Origin of the sequence: Caproiciproducens galactitolivorans, assembly GCF_004768785.1 — a bacterium.
GTDB classification, from domain to species: domain Bacteria; phylum Bacillota; class Clostridia; order Oscillospirales; family Acutalibacteraceae; genus Caproiciproducens; species Caproiciproducens galactitolivorans.
In genome coordinates this window covers 369,324-385,433 of the sequence record NZ_SRMQ01000002.1, presented here as the reverse complement: position 1 = coordinate 385,433, position 16,110 = coordinate 369,324, and the positions used below count along the sequence as shown (strand labels likewise).

Here is a 16,110-nt window from a genome sequence, read left to right as displayed (position 1 = left end):
ACACATATATGCTTATTTGAACATAGACATTATAATCCATTTGTAGATTTTTCGCAAGAAGAAGGTCAATTCCGCTTCTTATATTTCTCTACAATCATATTAGCACATTTGTAAACATCCCCGCCGCCCAGCGTAAGGATTAAATCCCCTTTCTGCGCATTGGCGGTAACATATGCGGTGATTTTCTCAAATGTTTTAAACCATACGCTCCCGGGAATCTTTTCCGCCAGATCTTTGGCGTAAATATGGTAGGTATTTGTTTCGCGCACCGCCAAAATTTCGGAAAGGACAACCCTGTCAGGAATGGAAAGCGCCTTTGCAAACTCATCCAGAAGCATATAGGTTCTGGAATACGTATGCGGCTGGAATACGGCCCATACCTTGCGGAAACCCATCTGCATGGCCGCCGTCAGCGTAGCGGTCAGTTCCGTGGGATGGTGCGCAAAATCGTCCGCCACCGTAATTCCGTCAAAAGTTCCCAGAATTTCAAAGCGCCTGTGCACACCGGTGAACCGCCCAAGACTGGCTGCGATTTTCTCCGGCTCCACGCCGAGCTGGTCGGCAGCAGCAAAAGCCGCCAGCGCATTATATATGTTATGCTTTCCCGGTATGACCAGTTGTACGTCCGCGACTTTTTTTCCGTTCTTTACAACACTAAAGCTTTCTCTTGCTTCTTTTGTGTCCGCTATATTCTCCGCGTGAAAATCATTCTTCGCATCCAAGCCGAATGTTACAATAGACGCATGCACAAGACCTTCCACCGCTTTCATGGAGTTTGCGTCGTCCCCGTTAACAATCAGCGTTTTGGAAGTCTGCTTTGCGAACCGGCGAAACGACTTGATGATATTCTCCACCGTCCCGAAATAATCGAGATGGTCGGCGTCCACGTTCAGAATTACGGAAACCTCCGGATGCAGTTGCAGAAACGTATCCACATATTCGCAGGCTTCACAGACAATCGTACCGGAATTGCCGACACGGCCGTTCCCGCCGATCAAGGGCAGCTTCCCGCCGATAACGGCGGAAGGATCCTTCCCGGCGTCCAGCAGGATCTGGGTGATCATCGCGGTGGTCGTCGTTTTTCCATGTGTACCGGAAACCGCCACCGGATGCGGATAGCGCCGGGTAACGATTCCCAGCATCACGGAACGCTCCACGGTCGGAATTCCCTTCGCACGCGCGGCCATCAGCTCCGGGTTATCGTTTTTTACAGCCGCCGTATAAACCACCATGTCGGCGTCGCCAATATTTTCGGCCCTATGCCCCATGAAAACAGGAATTCCGTAGGAACGAACCCGGGCAAGCGTATCGGATTCATTCATATCCGACCCGGTCAGCTCGAATCCCCTGCTATGCAGGATTTCGGCAAGGGGGCACATCCCGGAACCGCCGATCCCCACAAAATGTATTTTTTTCACATCTGATAATTCGTCATGATACTCCATCTTCGAATTGCTCCTTAAATATAAATATATGTTTACAGTCTGCCGTTATGTAGCGGCCCGGCAAATCTTGGCAAATCGAGAAAAGTGGCAGCCATGTGCCTCACGGCTGCTTTCTTTGTTAACACATTTGAATTGTCTTTTTTCTTTCTATTATATTGCCATACCCGTTTATAATAAACATATTTTTGAATATTTGCAACAGAAAATATTAATTCGCCGGAATATCACACTGACCGTCCGACTCCCATAGTATAAAGGAAAGAAGTGTTCGGAGGTTTGAGTGATGATTGATATAAATAGTTTTGGCGTTCTAGGAGGAGACAAACGACAAATCGCTCTGGCTGAATCCATCGCATCGGACGGTTACACCGTATATGCTTTTGGATTTGAAAACGTTGAATTTTCAAGGGATGTCAAAAAAGCGGGACTGGAAGAAACAACAGCACATTGTGAAAATCTGATTCTGCCCCTCCCCGTTACAACCAACGGGCTGCACCTGAACGCACCGTACTGTCAAGAAAAAGTGGAGTTAAACGACAGCTTTGCAGAGCTTATGCGCGGAAAACAGGTTTACGGGGGCATGATTGGAAAGCTGATTCAAACCAGCGAGGTCTGGGACTCCATTGATATTTACGATTATTACAACCGGGAGGAATTTACCATTCATAACGCAGTACCGGCTGCCGAAGGAGCAATCGAAATCGCCATGCGCGAGTATCCCGGGACCATAAACGGCAGCAAATGCCTTGTTGTCGGCTTTGGAAGGATTGGGAAAGTCCTTGCCTGGATGCTGCGCGGCATCGGCGCGGCAGTAACGGTAAGCGCCAGAAAGCACGCGGATATTGCCTGGATTGAAGCGTACGGATACACCTCCGTTTTCACGGATAATATCTGCGAAAAGGAACAATACGACGTGATCTTTAATACCGTTCCCGCTATGATTTTTAACCGGCGAATACTTTCCAAAATGCATGCAAAACCGTTGATTATCGACCTTGCATCCCAGCCGGGAGGCGTTGATTTCGAATCTGCTGAAAATCTCGGCATCAAAGCGGTGCACGCCCTCTCCCTTCCCGGAAAGGTGGCGCCAAAGGCAGCGGGAGAAATCATTAAAACGACCATATACAACATTATGGAGGAGTAAGGAATGGATAGCATGAGAATCGGATACGCTCTTTGCGGCTCCTTCTGCACTTTCTCAAAAGCGATCGAACAGATGCGGGGGCTTGCCGAAGCGGGATACGCAATTTTACCAATAATGTCGCAAAACGCCGCTTCAACAGACACCCGTTTCGGTAAAGCGGATGATTTCATCTGGGAAATCGAAGACATCTGCGGAAGGAAGGTTCTGAAAACAATCGTTGATACCGAACCGATCGGTCCAAAAAAAATGCTTGACCTGCTGATTGTCGCGCCCTGTACTGGAAACACCCTTGCGAAAATCGCAAATGGAATTACCGATACAAGCGTAACCATGGCGGTGAAATCCCACCTGCGCATCGGCCGCCCGGTGCTGCTGGCCCCGGCGACGAACGACGCGCTCGCGGCTTCGGCCCAGAACATCGGAAGGCTGTTAAACTGCAAAAACATTTATTTTGTCCCGATGCGGCAGGATGACCCGGAAAACAAGCCGTCCTCGGTCGTCGCGGATTTCAGCCTCATTCCGGCCGCCGCGCTCTGCGCGCTGGAGGGCAGGCAAATGCAGCCGGTCCTGCTGGGAAACAGATAATATTTATTCATGTTTCTTGTAATAAGATCAGGAAATATGTTATTATAAAAGATAAAGAAACGGAAGTGAAATTATGCTGTATTGTTCCAAATGCCAATTGCTTGTAAACGACAAGATGCAGCGCTGCCCGGTATGCAGCTCCAAAAAACTCAGGACGCTGGAACAGGATGATCCGGTGCTTCTGATGACGGCTTCCGAAGAAAAAGCCGGGATGATCCGCGCCGCCTTCCGGGAAAAAGGCGTTGTCTTTGAAGAACGCAACTGCGGTATCGGCGGTCCGCCCGCCGCGATTGTGGGGAAGCCCTCAAATACCGACATAAATTTTTTTGTACGGTACGGGGAACTGCATGCCTGCGAAGACATTCTCCGCGGCATTGGAATTTTGGACGCTTCCGATGCTGAGCTACAAAAGCCTGCGAATAAAACGGATCGTACAGATAATTCGGACTCCACACCGGAGGAAGCCCCGGTGGAAATGAGCGCTGGAAAACGTTTTTTCATCCGGGCCGTTTCCGCGATTGTGTTTATATTTTTAGTCTGGGGTGTGGTTGCCTTCGCAGATTGGGCGGCGGAAGCCTTAAAAGCCTTTTTCACCAGATAAAATGATAATATAAAGGAGATTGAAAATGAGCCAGTATCACATTGACACAAGGTGTATCCACGCCGGTTACGAGCCGGAAAACGGCGCTCCGCGCGTACTGCCGATTGTTCAGAGCACAACCTTCCAATATGACAGCGCGCAGACGCTCGGCGAATTGTTTGATTTGAAAGCCGACGGCTTCTTTTATACACGTCTGGGAAACCCGACCATTGACGCAGTCGAGAAGAAAATCGCGGCGCTTGAAGGCGGTGTTGGTGCGATGCTAACCTCCTCCGGGCAGGCAGCCTCTCTGATATCCGTTTTCAACATCTGCCACGCCGGCGACCATGTCGTAAGCTCCAGCGCTATTTACGGCGGTACCTTTAACCTCTTTTACAAAACAATGAAGGAAATGGGGATTGAATTTACATTTCTTCCCCCCGACTGTTCCGAGGAAGAACTGAATGCTGCATTCAAGCCCAACACGCGCTGCGTTTTCGCCGAAACGCTTTCTAATCCGTCCTTGATTGTTACGGATCTGAAAATGTTTGCAAAGACGGCGCATGCGCACGGCGTGCCTTTGATTGTTGACAATACCTTCCCCACTCCGATAAACTGCCACCCCTTTGCATTCGGAGCGGATATCATAACACATTCCACAACAAAGTACATGGACGGCCACGCCGTTCAGGTTGGCGGGGCCATTGTGGACAGCGGAAATTTTGACTGGAACAACGGGAAATTCCCCTGCTTGACGGAACCGGACGAATCCTATCACGGGATTATTTATACGCAGCAATTCGGAAAAGCGGCTTACATCACAAAGGCCCGCGCGCATCTGATGCGCGACCTGGGCGCGCAGGCAAGCCCGACAAACGCCTTCCTGCTCAACCTGGGGCTGGAAACGCTGGGCGTCCGCATGGAGCGGCATTGCAAAAACGCCCTTGCCGTCGCAGAGTATCTGGAACAGAGCGAAAAAATCGCATGGGTGAATTATCCCGGTTTAAAGAGCAACAAGTACTATGACCTTGCGAAAAAATATATGCCAAACGGCACCTGCGGCGTTATCTCCTTCGGCGTGAAGGGCGGCAGGGAAGCGGCGGCAAAATTCATGGAGGGGCTGAAACTTGCCTCTATCGTCATTCACGTGGCGGATCTGCGCACCTGTGTGCTGCACCCGGCAAGCACCACGCACCGCCAGCTCAGCGACGAACAGCTGAAAGAGGCCGGTATCGGTCCAGACATGATCCGGATGTCGGTCGGCATTGAAAATGTGGAAGATATTCTTGCCGACATCGACCAGTCCCTTGCAAAACTTTAATCTATATTGCAACATAACAGAAGCGGCGGAGCATCACGCTCCGCCGCTTATCTTTAGATTATATTTAAGGGATTGCAGCTTAAAAGTATTAATTAAAGGTATAAAGGGATTTGTACGGGTTTTTCGTATTCGGGGTTAAAACAAAGAAGCCCTTCGACAGCACTTCTTTTTTATCAATTCCAAAGACAGCACAGAATTCGTCGAGCCAAACATCGATTTCCGCCATATCCTGTGGCGTGGCAGGGGTCGCCTGCACCTGCTTCGGCAAATCCGGAGGAAGCTCTTCGCAGCGAAGATAAATCCTGCCGCCGTGCATCCCCGTACCGCAATGGCTGCCGACCGGCGCTTTTTTATCAGAATTTAGCCCAAGCACAATAATCGTACCGCCCGCCTGGTATTCGCCCAGAAAGCTTCCGGCCTCGCCGCCGATGATTAAGAGCGGATGATGCGTTTGATACGCCTTCATATGAATGCCCGCGCGGTATCCGGCGTTATGGCGGACGAAAATTTTCCCGCCGCGCATAGCGTAGCCTGTCGCATCGCCGCTGTTCCCGTTGATAATGATTTCCCCCTCGTTCATCGTGTCCCCCGTCGCGTCCTGCGCGTTTCCGTTTACGCGGATGGTTCCGCCGTTCAGATAACTCCCCAGATCATTTCCCGGGATTCCGTTGATCGTAAGGCGCTTTCCGCTCATGCCGGACCCGATGTACCGCTGTCCCATGCAGTTATCAATCATAATTTCCGTGTCTTTCGCGAAACGCACTTCGTTATTTAAATCTTGAAAGTGCTTCTTCTCCGCGTTAATTTTCATTTCTGGCACCTCCAAGTTTTACGGCCCGTTCAGCAGCGGTAAACGCCATGAGCTGCGGCTTTTCTTTAATCAATTCGTAGTCGATGCTGTCCAGCGGAGTCCTTTCCCGAATCAGGGAGGTATAGATGCCGGCTCGCGCCACGTCCCCGATTAAAATATATCCCTTTAAAAGATTGTCTTTGGATACCATTTTTTTATAATTGCTGCCTTCCTTTACAACATACGCCTCGCCGTCATAGCTTCCGGCGGTAACAATGTGCAGCCCGAAGAAACCGACCGCGTTCATCGGAATTGCCTTATTGTAGCTCTTTTCTCCACCCGCCATGGTGATTCCCGCGGTTTCTCCCTGCATGTAGGCATTCGGAAGAAGCGCGAGCACCCGCTGCTGATTGACCGTAATATCCAGGCTTTCGCTGCAATCGCCCGCCGCGTAAACATCGGGAAGATTGGTTGCGCAGTGAGCGTCGGTCAGAATTCCCCTATTCACCTTACAGCCAATGCCGGCGGCTAGCTTCGTTTCGGGCCGGACGCCGACCGCCAGCACCAGAAGATCAAATTCAAGCTCCGTTCCGTCTTTCAGGCACGCGGTGTTTTTATGGAACTGCGCCACGCTGTTGGCAAGGTAAAATTGCACGCCCTGCTCCTCAATATGCTTCCGTACAATTTCAGAGCCCTCTTCGTCGAGGATGCTTGGCAGGATACGCGGCGCCAAATCCACCACGGTTACTTTCTTTACCTTGCGGAGAATTCCCTCCGCGCATTTCAGGCCGATAAGCCCGGCGCCGAGAATCAGCACGCGGCTTTCGGGATTCAGTTCCGACTGCAGCACTTTCGCGTCATCCAGCTTCATGAAGGAAAACTTCTTTTTTACTTCGTCCAGCCCCGCCATCGGCGGCACAAACGGCGCGGAGCCGGTCGCGAACAAGAGCTTGTCAAACGGGACCTGCTCCCCGTTCTCCAAAAGGACCCGCCTTTTTGTGTAATCTACTTTTTCCACCGCAACGCCAAGCATCGCCTTCACTCCGTTGTCCTCATAAAAGCTGTCGGGACGGTATTTCATCCGCTGTTCGTCGGTTTTCCCATAGATAAGGTAAGAAATGAGCGGGCGGGAATACACATGGTACGGTTCCTTCGAGATCACCGTAATGGCTCCGTCCGGATCGACGGAACGGATTCCCTCGATACAGCCGACCGCGGCGGCGGAATTGCCGATAATCACATAATTCATCTCGCTCACCTCTCCTCAAATACAATGGCCCTGTTCGGGCAGCCCTGCACACAGGCCGGCTCGCCGAACGCGTTGTTTGTGCAAAGCTCGCATTTCTGAACAACGCTACCGTCGACGCCCGGCATGATGGCGCCGTAGGGGCAAATCATAATGCAGGTGTAACAGCCGACGCATTTGTTCTTGTCAACCGCAATCACGCCGTTATCCGCACGGAGCGCTCCGGTAATGCAGCTTTTTACGCAGAGCGGCTCCGCACAATGGCGGCAGGAAACCGCAAAGCTGATGCCCTGCTTTTCTTCAATCCGTATTCTCGGATGGATACGAATGTCCTTCAGCGCCTTTACCATATCGTCGCTTCCGGAATTGGCAAACGCACAGTAATATTCGCAAAGATGGCATCCGAGGCACCATTTCTCATTTACATAGATTCTTTTCATCGCTTATTCCCCCGCGTGCTTGATACCCAGAATTTCAAGCTCTTTCTCGTTGAGTCCGATTCCGCGCAGCATCAGGCGGTTGCCTTTGAGCGCTTCGATCGAATTGATGCCCATGCCGCCCATCATTTCCTTTATTTCGTGCTGCCACGCGGAAACGAGGTTGACTAGGCGTTTGTAACCGATATCGGGATTCAGGCGCTTTACAAGGTCGGGCCGCTGGGTTGCAATGCCCCAGTTGCATTTGCCTGTTTGGCAGCTTCTGCAAAGGTGGCAGCCAAGCGCCAGCAGCGCCGCCGTAGCAATGTAAACCGCATCCGCGCCCAGAGCGATCGCTTTCACAATATCCGCGGAGTTTCGGATGCTCCCGCCGACCACAAGGGAAACGTTGTTGCGGATTTTTTCCTGCCGCAGCCGTTCGTCCACCGCCGCAAGCGCAAGCTCGATCGGGATACCGACGTTGTCGCGTATGCGGGTCGGTGCCGCGCCGGTGCCGCCGCGGTAGCCGTCAATCGCAATGATGTCCGCACCGCTGCGCGCAATGCCGCTGGCGATCGCGGCCACGTTATGGACCGCCGCGATCTTGACGATAACCGGCTTTTTATAATCGGTTGCTTCCTTTAAGGAGTAGACAAGCTGGCGCAGGTCCTCAATCGAGTAAATATCATGGTGCGGCGCGGGTGAAATCGCATCCGAGCCTTCCGGAATCATGCGTGTACGTGACACGTCGCCGACGATTTTCGCCCCCGGCAGATGCCCGCCGATGCCCGGCTTCGCACCCTGCCCGATTTTAATTTCGATTGCGGCGCCCGCCTCCAGATAGTCCTTATGGACGCCGAAACGTCCCGAGGCCACCTGGACGATCGTGTTCGCGCCGTACCGGTAAAAGTCCTCGTGCAGGCCGCCTTCGCCGGTGTTATAATAAATTCCAAGCTCCTGCGCGGCCCGTGCAAGGCTTTCGTGCGCATTGTAGCTAATGGAACCGTAGCTCATGGCGGAAAACATGACCGGTACTGAAAGCTCCAGATTCGGCGGAAGGTTTTCCGTTTTTAGGGTGCCGTCCAGATTGCGCTCCGGTTTTTCTGGCCGCTTGCCCAAAAAGGTTCTGGTTTCCATCGGCTCGCGCAGCGGGTCAATGGACGGGTTTGTCACCTGTGACGCATTAATCAGGATTTTATCCCAGTAAACCGGATAGGGCTTTGGATTCCCCATGGAAGAAAGCAGCATACCCCCTGTTCCGGCTTGGCGGTAAATTTCGCCGATCACCTCGTTTGTCCAGTTCGCGTTCGTCTTGAATGTATGGTCTGTTTTTACAATTTTCAACGCCCTAGTGGGACAGAGCGCTACGCAACGGTGGCAGTTCACACATTTGGATTCGTCGCTCTTCATCAGGTTCAGTTCCTGATCATAGGAATGCACCTCGTTGGCGCATTGCCTTTCACAGACACGGCAAGCAATGCAGCGCTGCGGATTGCGGATTACTTCATATTCGGGATATAAAAAATCAATCGGCATTATGCATCCACCCCCTTGTTCAGCGTTACGATCACCGGTTCTCCGCCCTTTGGCGACCAGATTTTATCCAGGTTCGGTTCGATCGCCCGAATCGCACATTCTTCGCTTGCGACGTAGGTCATGCCGCCCTTTTCGGCAACGACCATGGAACGCAGCTTTAACCGGTCGTTCAAGGCCATCATCCCGCCGCTGAAGCCCAGCAGGATGGAGAACGGACCTGTGATAAGCAGGCTTGAATAGACATTGCGCAGGTACGTAAACCTTTCCTTTTCCTTCTGCGGCAGCCGGTCAATTTCGCTCCAGAACGGGGCGGCAATCACATCCGCCACCTCGTGGAGGGTCAAGTGCTGCTTGCGGTTCAGATAGTCGATGATATAGGTGATGACCTCCGTATCCGTCAGAAGGGTACATTTATAGCCGAACATTTCGATGAACCGGCGGTTCGCGTCATAGGAGGAAATCTCACCGTTATGTACAACCGAATAATCCAGCATGGCAAACGGGTGCGCGCCGCCCCACCATCCCGGCGTGTTGGTTGGGTAACGCCCATGCGCCGTCCAGCAGTAGCCTTCATATTTGTCCAGGCAGTAATACCGGCCAACATCCTCCGGAAAGCCGACCGCCTTGAACACGCCCATATTTTTTCCGCTGGAAAACACATAGGCCCCTTTTATCTGCGTATTGATCTTAACAACACAGCGCGCGACGAATTCCCTTTCGTCCAGCTGCGTATCCTTCAGCAATTTTTCAAACGGAATTCCGAAATAGCGCCAAATGGCGGGTTCATCCGTAATGATCGGCATTTTCCTTGTGGGGATCTTCTCCGCGACGGTTACGTCAAAGTTCGCCATAATTTCCTTTTCACATTCCTCTTTCGCGCGGACGCTGTCATAAAAAACATGAATGGCATACAGATCCTTGTTGCGCGGATAAATCCCGTAGGCCGCAAAACCGCCGCCCAAACCGTTGCTCCGGTCATGCATAGTGGAAATTGAACGGATAATGGCTTCGCCGTTCAACTTCTTGCCGCTGCGCGAAAATATCCCTGATATGGCGCAGCCCGAAGGTATCCTTACATCTCCCTCTAATCGCATAAAACTGGCCCCCTGCAATTTTTGTTAGCAAATTCATTTACACTATCAATATCAATAATGCAATTTTTACATTTTGATAATGCATATTAAATTCTTTTTGGTATTCATAATATATTTTTATAAGGCCTATGTCAATACATATTGCATGATTATATGATCGAAATTGCAATTTGTTGCAATCTGTCATAAAAAAAGCCTGTTATAAACCAGTTTTGCATGAAATATTATCAAATCTTGCAAATTTTGATTTTTTCAGTTGACATTTATCCCTGAACGTCATATAATAATCGCATAACAGCAAAGGCGCTGTAGGGTTTGGCCCTATAGTGCCTTTTTATTTTTTGAAATTTATGCAGGGAGTGATATTCATGGGCAAAGTTCCTGAAATGTTCGGCAGCATGGTTTTCAACGATTCGGTAATGAAGGAAAAGCTGCCTAAGGAAACCTATAAAGCACTAAAAAAAACCAGGGAAGAAGGAAAGCCGCTGGACCCCAGCGTGGCGAACGTGGTCGCGAATGCGATGAAGGAATGGGCCATTGAAAAGGGGGCTACGCATTTTACGCATTGGTTCCAGCCGATGACTGGGATTACCGCAGAAAAACACGACAGCTTTATTTATCCGGTCGAAAACGACAGGGTGATCATGGAATTTTCCGGCAAGGAGCTGATTAAGGGGGAACCGGACGCTTCCAGCTTCCCGTCCGGCGGGCTACGCGCCACCTTCGAAGCAAGGGGCTACACAGCCTGGGATCCGACGAGCAATGCTTTCATCAAGGACGGCACCCTATGCATCCCTACAGCGTTCTGCTCCTACGGCGGGGAAGCACTCGATAAGAAGACTCCCCTTCTGCGCTCCATGAACGCCATCAACAAGCAGGCTATGCGCATTTTACGGCTTTTCGGAAACACCGATGCAAACCGCGTCATTACCACCGTCGGCTCGGAACAGGAGTATTTCCTGATTGACAAGGCAATGTACGAGAAGCGCAAAGACCTGATTTACACCGGCAGAACCCTATTCGGTGCGAAACCCCCGAAGGGGCAGGAACTGGAAGATCACTATTTCGGCGTCATTAAGCCGAGAGTATCCGCTTATATGAAGGAGCTGGACGAAGAGCTTTGGAAACTCGGTATCTTAGCCAAGACGAAGCATAATGAAGTTGCCCCTTCCCAACATGAACTCGCTCCCATTTTTACGACTGCCAATGTTGCTACCGACCAGAACCAGCTCACCATGGAAATCATGAAAAAGGTTGCCACAAAGCACAACCTTACCTGTCTGCTCCACGAAAAGCCGTTTGCCGGCGTAAACGGAAGCGGCAAGCACAATAACTGGAGTATTTCGACCGACACCGGCGTGAACCTTCTGGAACCGGGCGACTCCCCGCGTGAAAACGCGCAGTTCCTGCTTTTCCTTGCCGCAATTATTAAGGCGGTCGACGAACATCAGGATCTGCTCCGCATTTCCGTGGCCAGCGCCGGAAACGACCACCGTCTGGGGGCAAACGAAGCGCCTCCGGCCATTGTTTCCATATTCATCGGCGACGAGCTGATGGGCGTTCTGAAATCCATTGAAGACGGTACGGCTTATAAGCAGAAGGACAAAGCCTTCATGAAAATCGGCGTGGACGTCCTACCAACCTTCCCGAAGGATTCCACCGACCGCAACCGTACCTCCCCGTTTGCCTTTACCGGCAATAAATTTGAGTTCCGCATGCTCGGCTCCACGGTTTCCATCGCCTGCCCGAACATAATGCTCAACACCATTATTGCGGACGCATTGTGCGATTTTGCAGACGAGCTTGAAAAGGCGGAGGATTTCAACAGCACCTTGACGGAACTGATTCGGAAGACCGTGAAAGAGCACAAGCGCATCATCTTTAACGGCAACAATTATTCCGATGAGTGGGTCGAAGAAGCGAAAAGGCGCGGGCTTTTAAACCTGCGTTCCACCGCGGACGCCCTGCCCTACTATATCAGCGATGCAAATGTAAAACTGTTTGAAAAGCAAGGGGTATTCTCTAAAACAGAAATCCATTCCCGCTACGAAATACAGCTTGAGAATTACTGCAAGCAAATCCATATTGAAGCGTTGACGATGGTGGATATGGTGAAAAAAGATATCCTCCCGGCGGCATGTTCGTACATGAAGGATATCAGCAAGGAAGCCATCAATAAAAAGCAGCTCTGCGCAGATATCTGCTGTGAACTGGAAGAAACGCTTCTGAAGAAGCTTTCTACGCTCAGCGCCGAGCTGTACAAAAAAACCGTTGTGCTGAAAAGCTCCGTAGAGCCGGAAAAAGAATTCAAGGATGTTCTGGAGCAGGCGCAGTATTACCGCAATACGGTTTTTGCCCGAATGGAGGACGCCCGCGCGATTGCGGATGAAATCGAAAGTCTGGTCGGCAGAAAATACTGGCCTTACCCGACCTACGGTGATCTGCTTTTCAGCGTAATCTAAACCTTCCTGTTTTCTTCCTGATCCGCCCAAGGCTTGCAGTCCGCGGACGGAATCAGGATGCAGGTTCCCCGTTTCTTTTAAGTACAAGATCTTTACATATCTTCCTATATAAAGGGCGCGGTTTGTCTGGCAGGCCGCGTCCTTTATATTTTCCAGATTTTCACAGGCATTTCCGCTGTATGGTTTATTTTGCTTGCAATACTGGAACAATCCCCTCATAATAAAAAGCATATGTGTTATAATTTTGTTGGAGGGATGACCATGAAATCCAAAAGAATTCGATCGGCGCTATGCGCCATTACACTTGTGTTCTCCATATCTGTCTGCGCCGCGGCGCAAAGCGCGCAGGATTGGCCACAGTTTTTAGGTTCCCCGCAAACTCCTGGCATTGCCGCCGCCAAAACCCCGGTAAATCCGTCGGCCGCGAAGCTGCTGTGGTCAATAAAACACAGTACGACCAGCGAATACAATGGAATGAAAATGGAAAGCAACGCCTGCGGCACCCCGATTGCCGTTGGCAATTCCCTATATCTGACCCTGTCCAGCGGCACACTTCTAAAGTTGGACGCACAAACTGGTAAAACTTTGGCATCCGCTTCCTGCAAGGATATCCCGCCTTATAATTCGCAAATCGCCTGCGGCGACGGAAAGATTTTCGTACCGCAGCAAACATCCGCCGGCGTGCGGATTTCCGCATTCGATATGAACAGCCTTGCCTCCGTATGGCAGAGCGATACCATCGCCTACGGTTCATCCGCACAGCAGATTGCCTCTCCCATTATGTATTACGGCCACAAAATCTATTTCGGAACGTATACGCAGGACCCCAAGACCTATGCCTACAATTCCGGCGTGTACGCCTGCCTTTCTGCGGAAAACGGCAAAACCGCCTGGAAGCATGAAAACGCGGCCGCAGGCTATTACTGGAACGGCGCCGCTGTGGTCGGCTCCGCCATCGCGGTTTCAGACACAGCCGGCAATGTTTCCACCTACCGCCTTGCGGACGGTTCCCCGGTCAGCACCGTTTCAGCAGGCGGGCCGGTGAATTCGACTCCCTGCTATGCAAACGGGAGGATTTACGTTTCCGTAAAAAGCGGCTATATCTATTCGGTAAAAGCGAACGCGAATGGGCAGATCGTCGCGGGCACCGCTTTAAAATCCGCTGCTTTGGGAAACAACATCTCCTCCAGCCCCGTCGTATACAACGGCAGGCTCTATGTCGCCGGGGGCGGTTACGGCGCCGAAACGCCTTTCTCTGTATTGAACGCGGCGGATTTGAAAACCATTTACCAGATCAAGGGAATCCAGTCCCAGTCCTCCCCCTTGGTCACCACCGCCTACGCGACCGCCGCAAACAAGAACCGGGTGCTTATCTACGTTACAAAATACGGAACGGCTGACCAGAATTCCGTGTTCTCGAAGGATTCCTCCTGTGTCTACGTTATCTCCGACCATGAGGGGCAGACAAAGCCTTCCTATGAAACGCTGTTCACCCCTTCCGCCGCGCAGAGCTGTTCGCAGAGCCTGACCTGTTCCGCCGACGGCACGCTGTTTTATTACAACGACAGCGGAAACCTATATGCAATCGGCAGCAAATCGGCTATGCCCGCCCTGAAAACCGGGGAGAATGCTTCCGTATGGATTGCCTCCGTCATTTTGGCAGGCATAGCTCTGGCTTTCCTGCTGAAAACAAAAATAACCCATAAAGGGGCGGACAAACGGTGAAATATATTAGAAAAATCTTTGCTCTGTTCTGTATTTTCGCCGTTCTTTCCGGATGTAAGGCGAAGTTTCCTTCCCAGCATGCGGCAATCTCGGCGGGCGCACCTGAAAGCTCCGCTATTTCCTCAGAAATAGCGGGCCAGGGGGAAACTTCGGGCGCCGCTTTCTCCGCGAACGTTTCACAGACCGCGCCGAATACGGCTTCCGGTTCCGCAAAAATGATAAAAAAGGAATTGCGCTGCACATTGTTTATCTCGTGCAACGATATTTTGAAAAACCGGGAAAAATTTAGCGAAGACAAACTTTCTCTCGTACCAAAGGATGGGGTTATCCTCGCGGAAAAGAGCGTGGAAATCAAAAACGGGGAGACAGTTTACGACGTGCTCCTGCGCGAAACGAAATCGAATGGCATTCCGATGGAATCCGCCTCTGCTCCTGTTTATCAGTCCATTTATATAAAAGGAATTCACAATATCTACGAAAAAGATTTCGGCGCATCCAGCGGGTGGACATACACGGTGAACGGAAAACAGCCCCCTGTAGGCTGTAACCAATATCAATTAAAAAACGGCGATAAAATTCAGTGGCTGTTCATTTGCGGCGCTTAAGGCACCGTACCTTTCCAGACTATTTTCTTAAAAAAACTCAAAAAATAATAAGGGAGGAACTTCTCCGTTTTTCGTTTTGCAGTTCCTCCTTTTTATTTAAACAATATATAAGATTTTGTTTTTCCCGAAGCGCCGGCCGATCTCCTGCCTTAAAAATTGCTCCCCCGACGCGCGCAAAGGGGCAGTATAGCAGTATTTCCCCCGTCCCCTGCCCGTCATCTGCCCTTTGTGAAAAAGCTGTACGGCGTTTGGGAATGCCTCCGTATTGATTGCATTCTGAACGTAGCTATACGTCATAAAAATGATTTCAATAAACATGCTCTTTTTCACAGCCGGTGAAAGCCGTTCCTCCAAAATATCCAGAAGCTCACGATAAAGAAGCTCCCAATTTTCCAGCAAAATAACCGGCGCAATCAAAAGCCCGACGCGATAGCCCGCTTCACCAAGCCGATTGACCGCGGCTATCCGGTTGAAAAGCGGAGATGTTCCGAATTCCACCTTCGAAATAATCTCCTGCGGATTCACGCTCATCCGCGCAATCACCCGTCCACGGTGATCAAGCGTTAACAAGGAATCCACCGAATCAAATTTCGTGGGAAAGGTAAGAAATCCTTTCTCCAATTTTGCAAACTGCTCAATTGTCCACGGCAGATTGCCGGTAATCGTATTTTCCAGTATCAGGTCGCTGTTGCTTCCGATTTCAAAGGTCAGATCGCGGTCCGCGTTTAAAGCGGTCTTCATGAGCTTTCGCAGCATTTCCTCCCGGTTTACAAACAGCCTTAAATACGAACATTTATTATAGTTACACACCAAATAGCAGTACAGGCACATTGCGCTGCAGCCGGAAGATGTGTACGGCACCAGGAAATCGGAAACCTTATGGTTTGGAACATACTTATGGGTTTTGCGCACCCCGACAACCAGATACCGCTTCATGCGGGCAAAATCGCTGTTGGGCCGGGTGCGAAGCTCGTCAATCTTGTTATGGCTCTCTATGGGAATCCACGGCGCGTTGGAATAGCGTTCGCGCAGGGCTTTGCCAAGCGGATAGTCCAGCGCGGCAGGCTCGTAATAAATCTGCTCCGGATACAAGGCGGATCGCCTCCTCCGGATTAGTATGACTTAAGCTGCTTTTCTTATGTAAGCCATTTCGGATTACAG

14 protein-coding genes are annotated in these 16,110 nt (G+C 50.9%); 7 read left to right on the top strand and 7 right to left on the bottom strand.

Features of this window, described 5'->3' with window-relative positions:
• Nucleotides 1-65: 65 nt before the first annotated feature.
• On the bottom strand, nt 66-1,445 hold the full coding sequence (gene murC, locus CAGA_RS04415; RefSeq protein WP_135658132.1) for a UDP-N-acetylmuramate--L-alanine ligase: 1,380 nt from the start codon (nt 1,443-1,445) through the stop codon (nt 66-68).
• 283 nt (nt 1,446-1,728) lie between these two features.
• Between murC and dpsA the strand changes: the two genes are divergently transcribed.
• The 4 genes from dpsA (at nt 1,729) to CAGA_RS04395 (ending at nt 5,075) form a co-directional block, all read left to right on the top strand.
• Nucleotides 1,729-2,589, top strand: coding sequence for a dipicolinate synthase subunit DpsA (gene dpsA, locus CAGA_RS04410; protein ID WP_243112931.1), 861 nt, complete (start codon nt 1,729-1,731; stop codon nt 2,587-2,589).
• Nucleotides 2,590-2,592: 3 nt separating this feature from the next.
• Nucleotides 2,593-3,174 carry a dipicolinate synthase subunit B gene (locus tag CAGA_RS04405; protein ID WP_135658130.1) on the top strand — a complete coding sequence of 194 codons (582 nt, stop codon included), beginning with the start codon at nt 2,593-2,595 and terminating at the stop codon, nt 3,172-3,174.
• A gap of 73 nt (nt 3,175-3,247) precedes the next feature.
• A complete protein-coding gene (locus CAGA_RS04400) occupies nt 3,248-3,775 on the top strand; it encodes a hypothetical protein (RefSeq protein ID WP_135658128.1) in 528 nt (175 codons plus the stop codon).
• A 25-nt stretch (nt 3,776-3,800) separates the two neighbouring features.
• On the top strand, nt 3,801-5,075 hold the full coding sequence (locus CAGA_RS04395) for an O-acetylhomoserine aminocarboxypropyltransferase/cysteine synthase family protein (RefSeq protein ID WP_135658126.1): 1,275 nt from the start codon (nt 3,801-3,803) through the stop codon (nt 5,073-5,075).
• A gap of 88 nt (nt 5,076-5,163) precedes the next feature.
• Here CAGA_RS04395 and CAGA_RS04390 read toward each other — a convergent pair whose 3' ends face one another.
• Genes CAGA_RS04390 through CAGA_RS04370 form a run of 5 tightly spaced genes read right to left on the bottom strand, consistent with a single transcriptional unit; the run spans nt 5,164 to nt 10,157 of the window.
• Nucleotides 5,164-5,886, bottom strand: a complete 723-nt coding sequence (locus CAGA_RS04390; protein WP_135658124.1) for a GltB/FmdC/FwdC-like GXGXG domain-containing protein — start codon at nt 5,884-5,886, stop codon at nt 5,164-5,166.
• Entirely contained in the window at nt 5,876-7,114 is a 1,239-nt protein-coding gene (locus CAGA_RS04385; RefSeq protein WP_135658122.1) for an NAD(P)/FAD-dependent oxidoreductase, read from the bottom strand. The genes CAGA_RS04390 and CAGA_RS04385 overlap by 11 nt, the downstream gene beginning before the upstream one ends.
• Before the next feature lie 5 nt (nt 7,115-7,119).
• The gene (locus CAGA_RS04380; protein ID WP_135658120.1) at nt 7,120-7,551 is read right to left on the bottom strand and encodes a 4Fe-4S dicluster domain-containing protein; all 432 of its coding nucleotides are present in this window, start codon (nt 7,549-7,551) and stop codon (nt 7,120-7,122) included.
• Between the two features lie 3 nt (nt 7,552-7,554).
• A complete protein-coding gene (locus CAGA_RS04375) occupies nt 7,555-9,063 on the bottom strand; it encodes a glutamate synthase-related protein (protein WP_135658118.1) in 1,509 nt (502 codons plus the stop codon).
• Nucleotides 9,063-10,157, bottom strand: a complete 1,095-nt coding sequence (locus CAGA_RS04370; protein ID WP_135658117.1) for a class II glutamine amidotransferase — start codon at nt 10,155-10,157, stop codon at nt 9,063-9,065. Before CAGA_RS04370 ends, CAGA_RS04375 begins: the two co-directional genes overlap by 1 nt.
• Before the next feature lie 368 nt (nt 10,158-10,525).
• On the opposite strand from CAGA_RS04370, the gene CAGA_RS04365 reads away from it, so the two are divergent.
• The 3 genes from CAGA_RS04365 to CAGA_RS04355 all read left to right on the top strand — a co-directional run bounded on the left by CAGA_RS04365 (nt 10,526) and on the right by CAGA_RS04355 (nt 14,949).
• Nucleotides 10,526-12,619 (top strand): glutamine synthetase III family protein, encoded by a 2,094-nt coding sequence (locus CAGA_RS04365; protein WP_135658115.1) that lies wholly within the window; start codon nt 10,526-10,528, stop codon nt 12,617-12,619.
• Between the two features lie 261 nt (nt 12,620-12,880).
• A complete protein-coding gene (locus CAGA_RS04360; protein ID WP_167875153.1) occupies nt 12,881-14,344 on the top strand; it encodes an outer membrane protein assembly factor BamB family protein in 1,464 nt (487 codons plus the stop codon).
• On the top strand, nt 14,341-14,949 hold the full coding sequence (locus tag CAGA_RS04355; protein ID WP_135658111.1) for a DUF4430 domain-containing protein: 609 nt from the start codon (nt 14,341-14,343) through the stop codon (nt 14,947-14,949). Before CAGA_RS04360 ends, CAGA_RS04355 begins: the two co-directional genes overlap by 4 nt.
• A gap of 96 nt (nt 14,950-15,045) precedes the next feature.
• On the opposite strand, the gene CAGA_RS04350 is transcribed toward CAGA_RS04355, so the two are convergent.
• Nucleotides 15,046-16,041, bottom strand: a complete 996-nt coding sequence (locus CAGA_RS04350) for an SPL family radical SAM protein (RefSeq protein ID WP_207669543.1) — start codon at nt 16,039-16,041, stop codon at nt 15,046-15,048.
• Nucleotides 16,042-16,110: the final 69 nt, after the last annotated feature.